The organism is Pontibacillus sp. HMF3514 (genome assembly GCF_009858175.1).
Lineage (GTDB): Bacteria > Bacillota > Bacilli > Bacillales > BH030062 > Pontibacillus.
In genome coordinates this window covers 1,646,463-1,664,771 of record NZ_CP047393.1, presented here as the reverse complement: position 1 = coordinate 1,664,771, position 18,309 = coordinate 1,646,463, and the positions used below count along the sequence as shown (strand labels likewise).

Here is an 18,309-nt window from a genome sequence, read left to right as displayed (position 1 = left end):
TTACTTAGCTACCTGAAACTGTATCAGCTTGTTTAACTTTTGACTGGTGGATCTTTAACCCATTCTTTTTAGCAATTTTTAAGATGCGTTCAGGGTCACTCAATTCTTTGATCTTGAACTGTAGGTTTTCATTAACTACCTTTTGATCTGAAATATTTCCCTCAAGCTTTTGAATATCTCGGTTCATACTATCTAAAGAAGACGAGTAAGACACAATGAAGACACTCGCAGCAATGGCAAGACTACTAACAAGGGTGTACAAAGCTTTTTCGCCTGTTGATACCCACTTCTTCTTATGTACATGAACTTTCGTCTGTTGTTGCTGCGTTTGCGTTTGTTGTTGTGCATCATGTAAAACTCTTGCTTTTTCTGCGCTCATCTCTTATTCCACCTTTCATCCAGTCGGAATTCTTCATTCCAAGGTCGGATTTTCTTTACAACTCTTAATCTTGAAGAACGAGCTCTGCGGTTCTGTTCAAGTTCTTCTTCGTTCGGTGTAATTGGTTTTCTTGTCGTTAATTCAAAAGGAGGTTGCTTATCCTCAGGAATAACAGGGATATTCTTTGGCAATGGCGGGTTACTACTCCACTTTTTAAAAGCTTGTTTACATATACGATCTTCTAAAGAATGGAACGTAATGACGGCAATACGACCATCAATTGACACCACCTCTGCTGCCTGGTGTAAAGCATCTTCAAATGCTCCAAGTTCATCATTAACAGCAATACGGATTGCCTGAAAAATTCGTTTACCCGGGTGACCACCTTTTCGTCTAGCAGGTGCAGGAATAGCATCTTTAATAATATCCACTAGTTGAGTGGTGGTTTCAATTGGTTCTTTTTCTCTAGACTGTTCTATTCCACGAGCAATTTGTTTGGAAAATTTCTCTTCTCCATATTTAAAGAATATTTTCACTAGATCATTAAACGACCACTCATTCACAACTTCATATGCACTAAGAGCTTGCTCTCGATTCATTCGCATATCTAACTTAGCTTCTTGATGGTAACTAAAACCTCGTTCTTCTTCATCTAACTGGGGAGAAGAAACGCCTAAGTCAAATACAATCCCATCAACTTCATGCACGCCTAGTTCTGCAAGCTTTTCTTGTAATTGGCGAAAATTCGCATGAACAAATGTGATCTTTTCCTTATGGGAGTCAAGTCGTTGTCTGGCATGTTCAAGCGCTGTTGTATCCTGATCAAAAGCAATCAGCCTACCCTCATCATTTAGCTCTTGAACAATCTTTTCAGAATGTCCTCCACCACCTAAGGTACAGTCGACATACAGACCATTCGGTTTTATATCTAATTCATTGACGGTTTCTTGCTTTAATACTGTAATATGTTCAAACATACTTTCACCCTTTTGTCGTTTGTTTCTTGTTGTATCCCTTGGATGAGTGGCTAGAAAAAATAAAATTTGTTTGGATTAAATATCAAAGTCCATCATATTCTCTGCAATTTCAGAGAAAGAATCCTCAGACTCCTCAAAATAAGTCTCCCAATGATCTTTAGACCAAAACTCCACTCGATTGGATACACCAATCACCACACACTCTTTATCCAATTCACCATAACTTCTTAATGGTGAAGGAATATTTATTCTTCCCTGCTTGTCTACTTCACATTCGACAGCACCAGAAAAGAAAAAACGGGTGAATGCACGAGCATCCTTTTTCGTTAGAGGGAGCTTTTTCAATTTCTCTTCTAAAGCCTTCCATTCTGAAAGTGGGTACGCAAATAAACAACGATCGAGTCCTCGTGTAATGACAAACGTCTCACCGAGCCCTTCACGAAACTTCGCAGGGACAATGATACGTCCCTTTGCGTCTATATTATGTTGGTATTCACCCATAAACATATAGAACGCCCCCACTTTCTGACTCTAGGGTACCACATTCCCCCACTTTCCACCACTTAAAACTATATATTCTTTCCCCACAAAAAAATTCCTGCCGTTAATGGCAGGAATTTTAACTTTTTTTAAATTTTATTTTTTTATAGATAAACCACGTGATGAGGTTTCGTCCAGTCATATTCAATATCACAAAGACGTTCCCCTAAAGTTATGCCATATTTGTTTATCCAAGGCAAGATATTCCATGTGCGTTCTTGTAATTTTCCTTCTGGATTTAATGTTAAATCGACTGCATCAAAAACTTCTAATTCCCGCGTATGTTTATCCTCTAAGGCATGAATCATTCGTTCTTGAAGAAACTCAACATCACGGAACAATTCAAATAAATTTTTCTCAGCTAGTTGCCCAATATCATCACGTATAGAATGGGCTTTTTCTTTCAGTGGGCGATGAGCACGTTCAATCGCCTTTTTCACTTCATCTGAGAGTTGTTCAATTGGGGGATAGCTTTGCATGGAAATCCAGTAATTCTTATCTTCACTTACACCTTCATTTACCGCTTTTTGAACTTGCAGTGAATGCTTATTCATCCACTTTTCACTTTTTCGATCCAATAATGAGATCGATAAACGTGGTGTTACAGGTGGCATTTCAATATCAAGTGCTTCAAAAGCTGGCTTTAAAGCTGCCCAATATCCAACCTCACCTGGTCCAGCTATAAAGGAAAGCGTAGGCAGAACCAATTCTTGCATAAGCGGACGTGTTACCACATTGTTACTCAGCTTTTCTGGATTTTCTTCAGCAATTTGTAACAGTTCTTCTGTCGTAAAGGAGCATTCGTTTTGCTTCCCTTCCCAATTGCCCTCCTCATTTCGAACCAATAACGTTCGACCACCTTGTTCATAAAACAGGTGACCATCTGATGAATCCGCTTCTAAATTAATCGGATACCCTTGTTGTGCAGATTCATGAAGTGCTCGAACCACACCTTCACTTATACGTTCCTGGTTACGGATCATATCTTTGAAATAATCACTTTCCAGTTCCCTTAGTTCAGGGTGATCAGAATCCATTAAAATAAGCCCTTTTTCAGGAAACAGGTAAAACAAGATCCTTGCAAAATAATCAACGAAGCTTTGAGAAGCAGCAAGTTCCTTTAGTAAATTGTGATATAGATCATTTGTAAGTTCTGTTTCATCAAGTTGAGAGAATAAACGCTCTAGCCAAGTTTTAATAGCCTCTTCATCCATCTCCATATCTGAAACAGATAACTTCTCGTTTTGCTTTTGCATAATTTTAAACTTTTTCATTCGCTGACCATAAGGCATATGAATATGGTTAATTTCATCAAAGTCATGATCTTCTCCAGCAATCCAAAAAACAGGAAGCACCGGAATTCCTAACTCACTTTCTTGTTGCTCAGCTAAAACGAGGATCGAGATAATTTTATGAATCGTATATAAAGGTCCTGTCAGCAACCCTGCTTGTTGACCCCCTACCACAACAACACTTTCTGGATCACGTACTTTTTCAATATTAGATAGTGTTTGTTCTGGTGCTCCCCATTTACTGTTCACTTGATGGAGATGGTCCGCTAATTCATCACGTTTATAGGACCTTTTCTGGATATGCTCAAGCCTTTGTTTAAAATCGCTCTTTTTATATGGATTGTAATGAAACTTTTGAAGTATATGGTTTGATTGGCTTCGATAGTCTTGCATAAGCCGGTTTTCATTCGTTAGATCAATCGGTTGAATCCTCATGAATGACCTTCTCCTTTGTCTATATGGGTCTATGTATTTCATCTACGTATTGTACAGAATTGGCGCACCGATTTCATCCATTTAGGCTTATTGAAGCTGAACGAACGTTTCATCTGCATATACTACAAAGCCAAAAGACGGTCTGTAAGCCCGAACAAAGTTAGACCTATATAGGCAAAAGCAAATAGAACAAAACTAAATCGCCAAAACCCTCTCCAAGCCTTTGTAAAATGAATTTCATCTTTATACTTCCATTGAAGAAACACAAACATACCTAATAGAACTAATAAGAAAATGAGGATATACCAGAAAAAGGATTGTTCAAAAATCGTTCCCATCGTTGCATTAACCGATAATATGTAGAGTAATGTCATAGAGTTTACGGTTACATGCAAAGACAATCGCTTACTTCGGCTGATTTTTCGTGTAAGCATATACACAATAATGGTCATAGGAATTGGCAATGTAATCGCAGCTGCTAAGAGATAGGCTATAAGGTGACTCATACTTCCCCCTCCTTTTTAAATGAGTACTCAATAGCTTTTATACTTTCATACATGTATTGAATGTTTGGAACATCGAATGTAGCTTCATGTAATAAAAATCCTAAAATGGCCTCAACTTCTGTCTCTCTTTTTCCTTGTATATCTTTTGCCATAGAGGATGTATTTTCCTTCGTGAATTCTGCAATTTGATAAACATTCTCCCATTGTTTTTGTGGATTCAGCTTTAACACAAGACAAGCCTCCTCACACAAACGCTTGGCTTTACACTCTAAAAAGGGATTCTCGATAACTTGCCCATTCTTGACTTGGAATAATGCTGTAATTGGGTTGATGACTGCATTTATGACAAGCTTTTTCGCTAGCATGTTATACCAGTCACCTTCTATATGCACAGGGAATTCATCACAATTCATATAAGATTTCATTATATTTAATTCTTGATTGTTCATATTCATTGCAGCTATACGAAGCTTCCCTTTTCCTGTATGTTTCACCGTATTTTCGTCTATCCTCAATGCTCCGTGTTCCATGACTCCGACAGATAAAGGGTTCGAAAGGTTTTGAAGTTTGTATATATGCCCCATGCCGTTTTGGAGAAAAAGCAATGGACAAGTAATGTGTTTATCCTGCAAGATTTGTATAACATCATCTACAGCTTGTTGCTTGGTACATACGATCAGAACGTCTTGATTTTCAAGATCATTGGTTAACGAAGTATTTATTTCCACTTTTTCATCCATCGGAAGAATGTGCAGCCTTTTTCCTTTAATAGTTTCCATTTGTTCTTTTCGACGGACATACAGTGTTACAGCATGCCCTTTTTTATGTAAATAATAAGAAGTGAGTAGCCCTATGGCCCCTCCTCCAATAACTCCTATATTCAAGACAAATCACCACCTGATCTATCCTATTTTTTATCGGATAATTGGCCCTTAATAAAACATTCCATTTGAACCACATTAAATCCTTCTATTTTCCTATTGTAGCAAATTTTTAATGAAATGGTAGATCAAATATTATAGGAAACATGCTGTGGAAATATACTTAAGAAGTTCTGTAGAGTATTGTTGCCCCCTCCCTTAAAGCCCCCTTATCTGGAAGACTTGGTTTCGAGATAAAGTGCTGAGGAGGTCCGTTGCTGGAAAAAGAGTTAGGGGTTCAGTGAAACGGCAATACTCCTGCGGAAGACCAGCTGAGCCTCCTCATACGCTACGCTCCTTGCGGGGTCTCATCTGCCCTTTCTACCGCGGGAGTTTGCCGTTTCCTCACCCCTTTACGATTATGGAGGTTAACGGACCCATGGCTTGAGTTATTTAATTTTTTACATAAGTAAATTCGAATTTAGATACTAAAACCCTTTAACATATAAGGATTTAGATCACTTTGATACATATATGATTTAACCACGTATTCTAAATCAGAAAACCTTACGATAGCTGCGGTTCCGTTATTCACCATTCGGCTAGGGTGGGCTGTGGAACGGGTTGACTCCTCCGGTAGAAAGGGCGAGCGAGATCCCGCAGGAACGTAGTGACGAGGAAGCTCGATCGGTCTTCCGGGGAAAGCAACCCGTTCCACAGCCCGCCGAACTGCACTATAGTAACGGAACCACTTCGCACCAGCTTATTCCTACAAAGCCGTTCAATATAAAATTTTGATAATAAAAAGAAGTTTAACCTAAGGGAAACTTTGTGTATATTCTTATTAAACATATATTGTCATATGTAAGGGTGTGCAATTTTCATTTCATTCAGAAAATTTTTGTATTATAATGTATGATATAAAGAACATAGCATCAAGGGGGATATTGGCCATTATGGAACCAATGAAGGTAGAAAGACTTGTTATTAACTATAAGACATTAGAAGAATTTAAACGATTTAAAGAATATGGGAACCAGGAACTCTCCATGCTTGAAGACTTGCAAAATAACATGATCGAAAATGATAGCGTTTCTCCTTTTTTCGGCATTTATTATGGAAACGCTTTAGTAGCAAGAATGAGCTTATATCGAGTGAGTGCGAAATACGACCACTATTTCGATCCACCACAAGATTACCTAGAACTATGGAAACTAGAAGTACTTCCAGATTATCGAGATAAAGGATTCGGTAAAATGCTTGTAGATTTTGCAAAAAGTCATGAGTTGCCAATAAAAACAAACCCACGCATTAACTCACATGGATTCTGGGAGAAAATGGGCTTCCACAAGGCTAAGTATGAAATGGAACGTGACCTTGGAGAAAACCCACTAATTTGGACACCTGAAGGCGTTCAAGAGAAAAATGTGTCTTAATAATATTAGAGAACAGAAAAAAGGCTGATTAGTAACTAATCAGCCTTTTTCTTGTGTCGTATGAACCCACTTCCAAAGTCTTCCCATTTCTTCCCAAGCTTGATGGTATCTTCTCACTTGTTTCTTTAATGTTTCATTTTCTTCATGTAATTTCTGAAGTTCTCGTTCTTCTTCAGAGGATTGAGTACCATATGATTCCTTCATCGTTTCTAGAAATGAAATCGCATCGTCGATTGAGAAGCTTGATGAGGGCTGTAATGTAGCATTCGATACATTATTCAGAATTACTTCTTGTGACGTCTTTCCAGCTTTCTTTCGTTCTTCTTTCGCTAATTGGATACCTTTTTGATATTGTTTACGAACCGTTGCATTCCAGCGAAATCCGCATGCAGCAGCGGTTCTGGATAAACGCTTCGCAACTTCTTCAAAAGCCTCCAATTGAGTTTTTCCATGGCGGATATAACGCAAAACTGTCTCCGCTAACAGAACATCTTCATCCTGTGTCCAGGAATCCTGTCGTGTGGCGTTCATTCTATCCCTCCTATCACATTTAGTAAAATGTATGCGCTTAATAGGAGAGATAGACTAGATCATCTCTATTTTATTTTAAAAACTGCTCTACAGCGCTTGTATGCTTGTCATTCCCCCATAAATTTGCGCATTGACGGACCTCTTCATCCATCTCTGCTGAAACATATATGGGCATATGTCTCTTTTTATACTGATCTTTAAATCCCTTTAGTTGCTCAGTGGATTTTTCAAGAATTGGAGATAATATTCTCTCTAGTTCTGGTTCAAAGTGATGATGATCATACGTACCTTGTAACCACCCTAACTCTTGCAATTGCTCAGTGTTATAACGCTTTGAATGAACGAGCATCTCATAAGCTCTCAGTGGATCAATTCGTTGGTATAACAATGTGCCACCGCCCCACCCAGGAGCGATACCTAACGTACCTTGAATAAAGCCAAAGGACGCTTTCTCGTTGGCATATCGAAAATCGCAGGCTGTGGCAAGTTCACATCCTCCCCCCATTGCATGTCCATTTAAAAATGCATAGGTAGGCATAGGGAAACGTGCAATCTCATACAGCACTTCCTTCATTTGATAGAGTGCTTTAAATGCTTCCTCGGTACTTAAGTCACTGTGAAAATCCTCTAAATCTCCTCCAGAACAAAATGCTTGATCACCTGATCCTGTAATTACTAAACATTTCACATCAGCATTTTTAGCTTCTTCAAGAAATTCATGAAGTTCTTGTATCATTTGAAAAGAAATCGCATTCCTCTGCTGAGGTCGATTTAGGGTTAAAACGGCTATTCGATCTTTTCGGACGGAATAATTAATGAATTCACTCATTATTTGTACATCCTTTTCTGCTAAAATATATTCAATTTTCATTGTAGCAAAGTTTTAGGGAGATCGTATATTTTCAATTAAATTTAAGCTATATAAAACTTGTAAAAATTCCATAAAAAAAAGCGTCTCCCTTAGGAGACACTCTTTCTTTCAGACGGTTTATTGTTCAACCACTTGTTTTCCATTGTACTGTCCGCAAGATTTGCAAACATGGTGTGGTTTAGTGTATTCACCGCAGTTTTGGCATTCTACCATGCCTGGTACGTGAAGTTTCTTGTGAGTACGACGTTGGTTTTTAACCTTTTTTGAAGTTTTTCTCTTTGGTACTGCCATGCCTTACACCTCCTTCATGCACGATCCAGAATTTATGTGATGGATCTCTTACTCTTTGTCTTCGTCTAAAAACTTTTGAAGCTCTGCAAGACGCGGATCAACTTTATCTTCTTGCTTTTGTTCCGTGATAAGCTGCCATCCTTGTCCTTCTGTGAGCGCTTTGTCCAGCACTTCTTCATCATCAGAAAAAACTTGCAAAGGAACTTCCAATATTACATTTTCCTTGATATAAGGCGTTAAGTCAAGGACTTCTCCATCAATTTCATGGATCTCTTCATCGCCTTCCTTATGATAAGGAGATAATGAGAACATCTCCACCGCATCAAAGGAAAATGGGTACTCCACATCCGCTAGGGTTCTAGCGCATGGAAGAGTCATCGTTCCAGATACATTGAATCGAAAAGTGATCTCATCACCATCGATCGTTGCCTCTCCTTTAACTTTAACAGGAGTTATGGAACGAATGTCATTCGGCATCGTTTCAAGTTCTGAAATATCTACTTCCTCTTCAAAACGAAGCGGTTCATCTGCTGTTTGTAATTTTTGTAACGCAAATTTCATTAATAATCACCTCAAGGCAACAAGAGTTATTTTAAAAGGAAAAAAACATTTTGTCAACATTTTTTCTTTACACCTTCATGTATCTATCATAGCTTTTACATGAAAAAGATAGATCATTCTTCGGTATTGTTGATTTCCTTTCCCTAAATCGATATTGTATATTCAGAATAGATGATTTTTGGCAGATAATTCCCTCAATAAAGGAGATTGGAAATGAAAGCTACTGGCTTAATAGTCGAATATAACCCATTTCATTATGGACATCAATATCACTTTTTGCAATCAAAAGAAGTTTCTGGTGCAGACTGTACAGTTGCTATTATGAGTGGGAACTTTTTGCAAAGGGGTGAGCCAGCCATCATCGATAAATGGCACCGTGCTCAAATTGCACTGCAATCCGGAATTGATATTGTTTTAGAGATCCCGTACGTGTTTGCAGTACAAAATAGTGATTTATTTGCAAAAGGCGCTGTCCTCTCCTTAGATGCTTTAGGTGTAGATTCGATTTGTTTCGGGAGTGAGGACGGAAGCATTGAACCATTTGTGAAAGCCCATAGTAAGTTGCAAGAACACGAAAAAGATTATCATGAATCCTTGCACGAGCATTTAAAAGAAGGTCTCTCCTTCCCTGAGGCAAGTCGTCATGCTTATCATAAAATTGGCTTAGGTGATGATGCAATCGATTTAGGTCAACCAAATAATATTTTAGGTTTTAGTTACACCAAGACTATCCTTGAGTACAACCTGAACATAAAACCATTGACGATTCAAAGAAAACAGAGTGGCTATCATGATGAAACGATTGAACACAAAATAGCAAGTGCTACAAGTATTCGTAAGGAAATTCTCTCTCAGGGTTATATTACGGAAGAAGCCAAGGGGTCGTTACCTCCACTAACTGTTGAGGCACTAGAACAATATCGTGACTTAACAGGTAGCTGGCACGAATGGGAACTTTACTTTCCTCTACTTCAATACAAAATTAGCACGATGTCGCCAGAAGAATTGGGACAAATCCATGGGGTTGAAGAGGGTCTTGAGTACCGGTTTAAACAAACGATCCATAAAGCGAACAATTTTCAAGAATGGATGAATCTAATTAAAACGAAACGATACACTTGGACACGTTTGCAACGTACACTTACCCACATCTTAACCAACACAAAAACTGAAGAGATTGAAAGTATAAATACTATAAACCAAGTACCATACGTTCGATTACTAGGAATGACTAATAATGGTCAGCAATATATTTCTCAACAAAAAAAAGATATGAATTGCCCTCTTATCACTCCATTACACAAAGGGGAACACCCTTTTCTCACAATAGAAGAGCGGGCAGTAGACAGTTATTTATCAATGTTTAAACCAACTATAAAACGGGAAAGAAGAAATCGAGAATTTATGCCTCCAATTCTACCGTAATTTTGAAACTTTTTGCTTCCTTTTGTCGTCTTATGTATAAAAGGGGGCTTAACGGATGAAAAAGAGAAAACTAAAATGGACAATCACTCTGTTACTAACATCCACCATTTTACTTGGTACAGTAACAATGATCGTTTCAGACAAATACTTCAACGAGAACAATCCTTATTCCGTTATGAAAGGCATCATACAAATCCAGTTAAGCGAGCATTCAGTTGTGAAAATCAATCAACAAAAGCATCGTTACATCACCCCTAACAAAACGTTTGAAGGTGATCCATACGGGATTGTGAAACAGTTCATGCAAAGAGAAGGTTGGACATTTCAGAGTCAACAGAAGGGTGTTTTAACCTTCATAAAAGGCGATGAAACAACAGTTGTTAAAACAAAGCCATTTACATCGGACTATTACATTTTTGATATTACAGATCAAAGTGAAACGATATCTTAAGAACAAAAGCGCAAGTGCCTGTTTAGCCACAAAGGGACTGGACTGAGCCCGTAGCACGATATAGGAAACTCTCTGGGAGTGAAGCGAATTGACTTATCGTACGGAGGCGAGGGAAGTCCCTTCGTTGCTGGGCGCTGGAGCTGGTAGTGGCCCCGATCTCAATAAAACGTTAAACACAAGCCACAAATTTTATAATTTCCTAGAAAAACTCCTACGCTTTTATAGCGTAGGAGTTTTTTGCATTATGATTTAGGTTCTATTTTTTCCAAGTAGTCTAATGCGTCCTGAAATGTATCAACAGGCACAATCTTCATATCTGTCCCAATTTCTTCTGCAGCTTTTTTAGCAACATCATAGTTGGATCCTTCCTTACCACCTTCATTTGGTGCGAAGAAGATTTCTACTCCTGAGTCATCTGCAGCGACTACCTTTTTATCGATACCACCGATTCGACCAACTTCTCCTTCATAAGAGATTTCTCCAGTACCTGCAACTTGATAACCTTTGGTAATATCTTCATCCGTTAATTGATCGTAAATTTCTAACGAGAACATTAAACCAGCACTTGGCCCTCCAATATCTCCACTAGAAAAATCAATAGGAGGATCTACTTCTACTTCACGATCCGTAACAAGTGAGATACCAATAACAGCGCGATCTTCTTTAGGGTGTTTGACAAGTTCTACCGTCTTCGCCATTGACTTACCATCTCGCATAAATGTGATATCAAGTTGTCTTCCTACTTCCATTCCCTTTACATATTCCAAAAGATCTTCAGATTTGTGAATCTCTTTATCGTCAACATTCGTAATTCGATCTCCAATTTTCAGCTTTTCGTGAGCTGGAACGTCTTCAAGGATACTCATCACATAAACACCATCATAATTAATGTCTATTTGCTTGTTTGCAGCTTTGTAAGCAACTACAGTGGCTGCTTCTTGAGATGATTCCATCATTTGAAGCTGTGCATGATAATATTCATTTTTGCTAACCCCTTTTGGGCGGATCTTTTCAAGCTCATAGACTTCGTGAAATGGACGGATTTTCGCTAATGCAAATTGGATTGCTGTTGCTTGCCCTCCCCTTACAGTTACAAGGTGCATCTCTCCTTGACTTGTAAAACCGTCTTTAACTTGAACAACATCATTTAAACCGTCAGCTGACCCTGGCTGATATACATAATAAGGGAGACGATATACTCCTAACAAGAAAGCTAAGAGGACGACGATCGCTCCCACTATAAAATAGCGTTTATTCTGCTTCATGATAAGGCTCCTTCCAATTCTCAATACATTGTTTGATCTGTTCTAAGTGTGTTTGCGCGATCTTTTCGCCTTCTTTAATAATATCTTCAGTATCTGTGAACGCTCGGGAACTATACTGAGCTACTTTAGGTTTAAGCATAATGTCAGCATCCAATTCGATTTGACGTATGAACTCATCTTGCATAATATCTATACTTTGAATAATGACATCATAAATGGATGATATTTCATGATTTGCTTCAAAGTGAGCACAGTCAACAGCTATAACGATGTCAGCTCCCATTTCTCTTGCTAATGATACTGGAACTCGATCAATGACACCGCCATCGATAAGGAGACGATTATCAATTTTTTCCGGCACAAAAATACCTGGTATAGAAATACTTGCTCTTACTGCATCAGCGACATCCCCACTATTAAACACCACTTTTTCTCCTGTATATAAATCTGTTGCGACAACTGAAAAAGGGATATCTAAATCCTCGAACTGCTTACGATGTGTAAATAATCGAATGTATTCTTTTACTCGTTTTCCTTGTATAAACCCCATTTTAGGAACGGTGAAATCTAAGTAATATTTTCTTTTAAATGTTCTTGCCAAAGTGTACATATGGTCAATATCCTGCCCCGCACAATAAAGAGCTCCTACTAGAGCGCCCATACTACTTCCCGCAACCATATGTACAGGAATGTTTGCCTCTTTTAGTGCTTTTAAAACACCTAAATGGGCAAAACCTCTTGCGCCTCCTGACCCGAGGGCTACTCCTATAACCGGCTTCCTCAACGTCAGCCCTCCCCCTTTAATGGTTCCTTTTATCATTTTATGGCATAAAACCGTTTCTCATGTGCGTATAGTGATAGAGAAATGCTTGTACGTTTCAGCCTACTCAACGTATTTTTCAAAGTACCTATTTATGTAAACATATATGAATATTTTACTATGTTCAAAAGCAGAAGTACAGATTTGTGACTGCGCTCAATGTCTAGGGGGCTACCGAATGAAATCTCACGTAAAATCACTTGTACTTGCCATAAGTGCATTCTTTATAGCTGCGTCTTTAATGGTCTATCCAGATCAAGCTCTCGAAGCTTCGATTAGAGGATTGAATATGTGGTGGGAAATCGTCTTCCCATCTCTTCTCCCTTTTTTTATAACGGCTGAATTACTAATTGGATTTGGAGTTGTCCGTTTTATCGGTATTCTATGTGAACCATTCATGCGCCCTATATTCAAAGTTCCTGGTGTAGGGAGCTTTGTTTGGGCTATGGGTATGGCAAGTGGTTACCCGTCTGGAGCTAAGCTGACAGCGAGATTACGACAAGAGAAACAATTAAGTAAAATTGAAGCTGAAAGGCTTGTTTCTTTTACAAATGCTTCGAATCCATTATTTATTTTTGGAGCTGTTTCTGTAGGTTTTTTTCATGATCCAACTCTTGGTTTACTGTTAGCTGTTAGCCACTACGGAAGCAATGCCTTAGTGGGCTTCTGTATGCGTTTCTACGGAAAAAATAATGAAGAATCTACATTAGAACGAAAACCTAGAGAGTTTTTTTTGAAACGTGCCTTTCTTGCTCTTCACGAAACGAGAGTTGAAGACTCAAGACCTTTTGGCAAGTTATTTGGTGACGCTGTTTTATCATCGATTCAAACCTTACTTATGATTGGTGGATTTATCATTATATTCTCTGTTTTTAACAAGCTTTTATTTCTGGTTGGACTAACTCCTATAATAGCTGGAGGGATTGGTGTATTCTTTCAGTTACTTACCATTCCAACTGAGCTATCCATTCCGTTTATCGCAGGATTGTTTGAAATTACGTTAGGATCCCAAATGACTTCAGGAGTAGAAAACGTCACCCTTTTACAACAAGTCATTTGTGTTAGTTTTATATTGGCCTTTAACGGCTTCTCTGTTCAGGCTCAGGTAGCGTCTATACTTGCTGATACAGATATCCGTTTCGCACCTTATTTTTTTGCACGTATATTACATGGTTTTTTTGCTGCTTTACTTTCTGTAGCACTATTCGTACCTCTATATATCGAGCGACAAGCATTTGGCAACAAGGAAACACCTGTAATATCTCCCATTGAGCACCAAAGTATATGGACAAGGATATTGGAAGAATTCGCTGAGTTAGGACCATTAATCACATTAGCATCTCTTGGATTAGCCACCATCATCCTTATTCGACGACAGTGGTTTCCCTCTATCCATAACCATAAGATTCACAAGTGATTTTTTGATTCTTCAAGAAAATCTAATCCATACAATAACAGAGCTATTACCGCATCGGGAAATGCTCTGTTTTTTATTCCATTAAAGCCCCCTTATGTGGAAGACTTGGAATCGAGATATAGGTTCGGAGGAGTCCGTTGCTTGTATGAGAGTAAGGGGGTCAGTGAAACGGCAATACTCCTGTGGAAGACCAGCTGAGCCTCCTCGTTCACTCCGTTCTCTGTGGGGTCTCATCTGCCCTTTCTACCACTGGAGTTTGCCGTTTCCTTCCCCCCTTTGCGTTTATGAAGAATAACGGACCCTAATGTGTGAGTTCTAAACCTTACGGACATTTATTCCGTTATTTTGAACTTTTAAGGCATTTCGAGAGTCGTTACGGACATATGGTACCTTATTTGTGACAGATTGCTCTTTATTAAGGTGATTTGCAGCAATTAGCGGAATGAATGTCCGTAAACTCTTAAGAAAAACCATTTTAAGGTGAAATAGCGGAACAAATGTCCGCAAGCATTTCCTCACATTATCGCTGCGGTTCCGTTAATCACCATTCGGCTAAGGTGGGCTTGGGAACGGGTTGACTCCTCCGGAAAAACGGGCGAGCGAGACCCCGCAAGAAGCGTAGCGGATGAGGAGGCTCGATCGTTCGTCCGGGGAAAGCAACCCGTTCCCAGGCCCACCGTACTCCACAATAGCAACGGAACCGCCTCTCTCACTAAAACAGTTATTCCACATAACTGCCATATTGCTGAATAACTCTTAAATTCCTTCCCCACTACTTTTACTCTTCAAATAAAAAAACAGTTCAATTAAGAGAACAAATTCGTCTGCCCTCAAAATTGAACTGCTTACCATCAATATAAGTTTTCTTAAAATATCATGAAAACTTCTCTTGTAAAGCCTGATCCACTACAGGAGGCACTAAATCTTGAATCGATCCACCATATTTAGCTACCTCTTTAACCATACTTGAGCTTAAAAACGAATATTGATTATTTGTCATCACAAAAAACGTTTCAATATCTTCGTTTAATGTACGATTCATCGCTGTGATTTGCATCTCATATTCGAAATCACTAACAGCACGCAATCCTCGTAAAATCACATTTGCTCCTTTATCCTGAGCATAGTCCATTAACAAGCCGCTGCTTTCATCAATCGATACGTTATCAAAATCTTTAGTGACTTCCTTAAGTAGCTCCATTCGTTCTTCAACCGAAAAAAGCGGACTCTTTGAACGATTATTAAAAACCGCTACAACAACATGATCGAAAATTTTAGCCCCTCGTTCAATAATATCTAAATGTCCATATGTAATCGGATCAAAGCTACCAGGACAAATGGCTAATGTCGGCATCTCTACCACTCCTCTTCATCTTATTCTACTCTTTATATTGGTATAAACTAATCGTAATAATACTTGAGTAAGTTTCAGATTTTGTTTGCTCAAATGGACCAATTTCTTCTGGTAACGTTTGTTGAGCTGTGTGCTCACAAACAATCGTAGCGTTCTGTGATACGATTTGGTGCTCATGCAAAGCTTCCAATGTATCTTCAAAGGAAACCTTACCATAGGGTGGGTCAAGAAAGATCCAGTCAAACTGTAAGCCTCGTTTCCCAGCAGCTTTTATAGCACGAAATGCATCTGTTCTAAACACTTCTGCTTGATCTTCAATCTTTAACATTTTTAAATTTTCATATATCGTTGAGATCGCTTTCTGATAACGATCAACAAATATAACCTTCTCTAAGCCACGACTTAATGCTTCGATTCCTAAGCCGCCACTTCCAGCGAAAAGATCTAAGCCCATTCCTCCCTCAAAATATGGACCAATCACTTGGAAAAGGGCTTCCTTAGCCTTATCTGTTGTTGGACGTGTTTGATTAGATGGAACAGGGCGTATTTGTCTACCTTTATGTTCACCTGCTATGACTCTCATGCAGCCTCACTCCTCTTAGCCTATTCGACCTAATCCTACCATAAAAAAAAGGAAAACTAAAAGTTCAGCTGTCCCCTTAATATGAAAGGTTATCAAAGAAACCAATTCTTTGTGTATATAACATTTTTAATCTGGTCATAATACTTAAGGAGCAGCCAGGGTTTCCCCTGTTAGCTCTGAAGACGGAGAAGACTTACGTTTCCCCATAAGTTCTTCCTCCGGTTTCTCCTCTCCCTTTGCCTTTTTGTTTGATTTATTCAATCCAAAAAGGTGCCTGCAGAAATTTTTCTGCAGGCTTTTTTTGTATTTAATAAGTCAAATTAATCGAATAGGATCCTTCATCCGCTTTTATCCCGAGTAATTCTTCTATATATTTTTCTTTTATAAAGACTTCCCTTTGGATTTCTATTAACACATCCGAAACTACACCAAAGTTTTCTTCGTTATGAACAAACGTTTTCTTATTTAGAGAAAATCGCCACGATTCTCCATCCTTTCTCAAAATATAAAGAGATTCAGAAGGCAAAGCGACAAGTTCGAATTCAAATAGAGATGCAATCCCCGCTAAGGGATAATAGCGCTCACGCTGATATACAATTGGTTGCCAAGTAATATCCGCTTCCTCTCCCCCTACTTTTAGTGATTTGTTTTCAATAAAATATAAGGGTACATAGGGATCGTTTTTATGCTTGTTTTGTTTAAAGTAGGTTGTTGGTTTACCGATTATCCTCTGTAGGTCTTGATCTAGTTCTACGGGTAATTGATTTGATTCAGCTTCATTTATTTCTTGGAGAAACTGTTGCTTTTGACTTACTGATAATTGTTTAGATAAATCCTTAATCATCTTCTCAGATTTTTCATCTTGAATGGGGATGTCATAAAAATAATGCGTAAGCATGGATATTAGCCAATCTTGTTTCACATAATAATTCGATTGCAGGGACTGGGAAAGCCAGTACATGCTAATTGCTTCTTCATCTACTTCTGACAAAATCATATGTTCTTTCCCTATGGTTTCTTGTAGGTCATTGTTGACAATAATAATGAATGGCCCTTCTAGTGGTAACTCCTTCCATGCATTGATTAATTTCTGATATTTTTTCCCGAGAGATCCTTTTGCATATATGTATAAATCATCTTCTTTGAACATCTCATAGGAATTCAACGCCATATGTAATAATGGAAAAGAACTAGATGAATCAGAGCTCCATCTATAATAATGAATATATTCTTTTTGAATATCCGCATGAAGTTTTGCGGGTGCCATCCATTTCAAGAAAGGATCATTTTTCTCGATTACTTCTACATTCATACTCGTTTCAATCGCTTTATTGTTTCGTTGCAATTGTATGTACCAGTCAGAATAAACCTTATCATCCTTGTTAGAAGAAAGTTGGTATTGCCAACGTATTTGTTGATTTTTACTTATTGTCACTTCTTGATTTTGTATTAAACACGGTTTTCCTTCTTCATTTTCACATTGAACTTTGTCCGCATTTGAAGGAATAACAAAAGGATAAGTGCCTTCTTTTAAATTTTTCATCGTTTGTGTCACAGATATGGAATCATTCGAATGAGTCAATTGGATTTGAACTTCAGGTGTATCTGAAGAGGTTCTAGTTGTTTGATCACCGTACACATACATACTCCATTGGTAGGTTAATAATAGAGTCGACAGTATAAGCATTGGGAAGATGACCAGTGAAGCTTTTCGTAACATCTGGTTGGCTCCTCTACTAAAATAATCTCGTACTTATTTTATCATGTTTTTCCTTTTACTTATAAAAATTCTATTCAGAAATGCAGTCCCCATTCACATATGAGTACCTTCATGCTACGCTTACATTAGAAAATGACAATTTCCGAAACAGCGAAACATGAATGAAGAGGTGTAAATATGATCCAGCGTTTTATTGAACTAGGGCAAGGGTATTCAGACCTGTATGAGCTGATTACGCTTGGTGACAATATGAGTGAAAGAGTACAGCACGTCATGGCTTTTCACACTGTTTTAACGAATGGTGAAAATCGCACATCTGTGGCAATCGTTATGAAACCAACACAACCAGGAGATTTTCAGCCTATCTACATCTGTCGTGAAGGGATTCCGTATCCTCATGACTTAGCAAATAAAAGATACGACATGTTTCAAAATATGGCAGAGCGTATAAACAAAAATATCATTGAGTTAACCGTTCGTCCAAGCGGGGTATTCGGTGAAACGGAACTCTTCTACCAACATTTAATCGGAATCCTCCGCATGAACAACTATATTGCACCATTAAAGTAATAGAAAAAGCATGGGAGTAATCCCA

At 38.4% G+C, this 18,309-nt stretch carries 21 protein-coding genes; 5 read left to right on the top strand and 16 right to left on the bottom strand.

The window, feature by feature from the left end; all coding sequences use genetic code 11:
- Positions 1-4 precede the first annotated feature (4 nt).
- The 6 genes from ftsL to GS400_RS08645 all read right to left on the bottom strand — a co-directional run bounded on the left by ftsL (position 5) and on the right by GS400_RS08645 (position 5,013).
- Entirely contained in the window at positions 5-379 is a 375-nt protein-coding gene (ftsL, locus tag GS400_RS08670; RefSeq protein WP_160100874.1) for a cell division protein FtsL, read from the bottom strand.
- Positions 376-1,356 (bottom strand): 16S rRNA (cytosine(1402)-N(4))-methyltransferase RsmH, encoded by a 981-nt coding sequence (rsmH, locus tag GS400_RS08665; protein ID WP_160100872.1) that lies wholly within the window; start codon positions 1,354-1,356, stop codon positions 376-378. The genes ftsL and rsmH overlap by 4 nt, the downstream gene beginning before the upstream one ends.
- 75 nt (positions 1,357-1,431) lie before the next feature.
- Positions 1,432-1,863 (bottom strand): division/cell wall cluster transcriptional repressor MraZ, encoded by a 432-nt coding sequence (gene mraZ / locus GS400_RS08660; RefSeq protein ID WP_027448188.1) that lies wholly within the window; start codon positions 1,861-1,863, stop codon positions 1,432-1,434.
- Between the two features lie 137 nt (positions 1,864-2,000).
- Positions 2,001-3,623: a bacillithiol biosynthesis cysteine-adding enzyme BshC gene (gene bshC, locus GS400_RS08655; RefSeq protein WP_160100870.1), complete on the bottom strand. Its 1,623-nt coding sequence runs from the start codon at positions 3,621-3,623 to the stop codon at positions 2,001-2,003.
- A gap of 122 nt (positions 3,624-3,745) precedes the next feature.
- The gene (locus GS400_RS08650) at positions 3,746-4,129 is read right to left on the bottom strand and encodes a DUF3397 domain-containing protein (protein WP_160100868.1); all 384 of its coding nucleotides are present in this window, start codon (positions 4,127-4,129) and stop codon (positions 3,746-3,748) included.
- Entirely contained in the window at positions 4,126-5,013 is an 888-nt protein-coding gene (locus GS400_RS08645; RefSeq protein WP_160100866.1) for a 2-dehydropantoate 2-reductase, read from the bottom strand. Before GS400_RS08645 ends, GS400_RS08650 begins: the two co-directional genes overlap by 4 nt.
- Before the next feature lie 932 nt (positions 5,014-5,945).
- Here GS400_RS08645 and GS400_RS08640 point away from each other — a divergent pair.
- Positions 5,946-6,425: an N-acetyltransferase gene (locus GS400_RS08640; protein WP_027448183.1), complete on the top strand. Its 480-nt coding sequence runs from the start codon at positions 5,946-5,948 to the stop codon at positions 6,423-6,425.
- Between the two features lie 39 nt (positions 6,426-6,464).
- Here GS400_RS08640 and GS400_RS08635 read toward each other — a convergent pair whose 3' ends face one another.
- The 4 genes from GS400_RS08635 to GS400_RS08620 form a co-directional block, all read right to left on the bottom strand.
- The gene (locus tag GS400_RS08635) at positions 6,465-6,956 is read right to left on the bottom strand and encodes an RsfA family transcriptional regulator (RefSeq protein WP_160100864.1); all 492 of its coding nucleotides are present in this window, start codon (positions 6,954-6,956) and stop codon (positions 6,465-6,467) included.
- A gap of 70 nt (positions 6,957-7,026) precedes the next feature.
- Positions 7,027-7,785: an enoyl-CoA hydratase/isomerase family protein gene (locus tag GS400_RS08630; RefSeq protein ID WP_160100862.1), complete on the bottom strand. Its 759-nt coding sequence runs from the start codon at positions 7,783-7,785 to the stop codon at positions 7,027-7,029.
- A gap of 159 nt (positions 7,786-7,944) precedes the next feature.
- Complete coding sequence (gene rpmF / locus GS400_RS08625; protein ID WP_160100860.1) at positions 7,945-8,118, bottom strand: 50S ribosomal protein L32; 174 nt, start codon at positions 8,116-8,118, stop codon at positions 7,945-7,947.
- A 48-nt stretch (positions 8,119-8,166) separates the two neighbouring features.
- Positions 8,167-8,679, bottom strand: coding sequence for a YceD family protein (locus tag GS400_RS08620; RefSeq protein ID WP_160100858.1), 513 nt, complete (start codon positions 8,677-8,679; stop codon positions 8,167-8,169).
- A 213-nt stretch (positions 8,680-8,892) separates the two neighbouring features.
- On the opposite strand from GS400_RS08620, the gene GS400_RS08615 reads away from it, so the two are divergent.
- Both GS400_RS08615 and GS400_RS08610 read left to right on the top strand, forming a co-directional pair.
- Complete coding sequence (locus GS400_RS08615) at positions 8,893-10,104, top strand: nucleotidyltransferase (protein WP_160100856.1); 1,212 nt, start codon at positions 8,893-8,895, stop codon at positions 10,102-10,104.
- Positions 10,105-10,159: 55 nt separating this feature from the next.
- Positions 10,160-10,555: a hypothetical protein gene (locus tag GS400_RS08610; protein WP_160100854.1), complete on the top strand. Its 396-nt coding sequence runs from the start codon at positions 10,160-10,162 to the stop codon at positions 10,553-10,555.
- Positions 10,556-10,797: 242 nt separating this feature from the next.
- Here the strand turns inward: GS400_RS08610 and GS400_RS08605 are convergent, their stop codons facing one another.
- Together GS400_RS08605 and GS400_RS08600 are read right to left on the bottom strand one after the other, a co-directional pair.
- Complete coding sequence (locus GS400_RS08605) at positions 10,798-11,820, bottom strand: SepM family pheromone-processing serine protease (protein ID WP_160100852.1); 1,023 nt, start codon at positions 11,818-11,820, stop codon at positions 10,798-10,800.
- Entirely contained in the window at positions 11,807-12,640 is an 834-nt protein-coding gene (locus GS400_RS08600; RefSeq protein WP_201450146.1) for a patatin-like phospholipase family protein, read from the bottom strand. Before GS400_RS08600 ends, GS400_RS08605 begins: the two co-directional genes overlap by 14 nt.
- Positions 12,641-12,818: 178 nt before the next feature.
- On the opposite strand from GS400_RS08600, the gene ylbJ reads away from it, so the two are divergent.
- Positions 12,819-14,057 carry a sporulation integral membrane protein YlbJ gene (gene ylbJ / locus GS400_RS08595; RefSeq protein WP_160100848.1) on the top strand — a complete coding sequence of 413 codons (1,239 nt, stop codon included), beginning with the start codon at positions 12,819-12,821 and terminating at the stop codon, positions 14,055-14,057.
- 315 nt (positions 14,058-14,372) lie between these two features.
- On the opposite strand, the gene GS400_RS08590 is transcribed toward ylbJ, so the two are convergent.
- From GS400_RS08590 to GS400_RS08575, 4 genes are all read right to left on the bottom strand, one after another.
- Positions 14,373-14,531, bottom strand: a complete 159-nt coding sequence (locus GS400_RS08590; RefSeq protein WP_160098939.1) for a hypothetical protein — start codon at positions 14,529-14,531, stop codon at positions 14,373-14,375.
- Positions 14,532-14,931: 400 nt separating this feature from the next.
- On the bottom strand, positions 14,932-15,411 hold the full coding sequence (gene coaD, locus GS400_RS08585; protein ID WP_160100846.1) for a pantetheine-phosphate adenylyltransferase: 480 nt from the start codon (positions 15,409-15,411) through the stop codon (positions 14,932-14,934).
- 25 nt (positions 15,412-15,436) lie between these two features.
- Positions 15,437-15,994 (bottom strand): 16S rRNA (guanine(966)-N(2))-methyltransferase RsmD, encoded by a 558-nt coding sequence (gene rsmD, locus GS400_RS08580; protein WP_160100844.1) that lies wholly within the window; start codon positions 15,992-15,994, stop codon positions 15,437-15,439.
- Between the two features lie 307 nt (positions 15,995-16,301).
- Entirely contained in the window at positions 16,302-17,714 is a 1,413-nt protein-coding gene (locus GS400_RS08575; RefSeq protein WP_160100842.1) for a hypothetical protein, read from the bottom strand.
- 177 nt (positions 17,715-17,891) lie between these two features.
- Between GS400_RS08575 and GS400_RS08570 the strand changes: the two genes are divergently transcribed.
- Complete coding sequence (locus GS400_RS08570; protein WP_160100840.1) at positions 17,892-18,284, top strand: DUF7147 family protein; 393 nt, start codon at positions 17,892-17,894, stop codon at positions 18,282-18,284.
- The last annotated feature ends 25 nt before the right edge of the window (positions 18,285-18,309 follow it).